Source organism: Vibrio sp. 10N.261.52.A1 (genome assembly GCF_002876325.1).
Lineage (GTDB): Bacteria > Pseudomonadota > Gammaproteobacteria > Enterobacterales > Vibrionaceae > Vibrio > Vibrio chagasii.
Window position 1 is genome coordinate 1 of the sequence record NZ_MCYD01000333.1, and the last position, 378, is coordinate 378.

At 48.7% G+C, this 378-nt stretch carries 1 pseudogene; it reads left to right on the forward strand.

The window, feature by feature from the left end:
* Positions 1-378 (forward strand): annotated as a pseudogene (locus tag BCT81_RS04050) (acetate kinase); the annotation flags it as partial.

Genomic DNA, 378 nt, shown 5'->3' on the forward strand with positions numbered 1-378 from the left:
TATCGGTCACCGTATCGTACACGGCGGCGAGCAGTTCACTCAATCTGCACTAATCACAGATGACGTTCTTAAGGGTATTCAAGACGCTGCGACTTTCGCACCTCTTCACAACCCAGCTCACCTAATCGGTATCGAAGCTGCTCAACAGAACTTCCCAGGCCTTAAAAACGTTGCTGTATTTGACACTGCGTTCCACCAAACAATGCCTTCTGAGTCTTACCTATACGCTCTACCGTACAACCTGTACAAAGAGCACGGCATCCGTCGTTACGGCATGCACGGTACTTCTCACCTATTCATCACTCGTGAAGTTGCAGGCCTACTAAACAAGCCAGTTGAAGAAGTTAACATCATCAACTGTCACCTAGGTAACGGCGC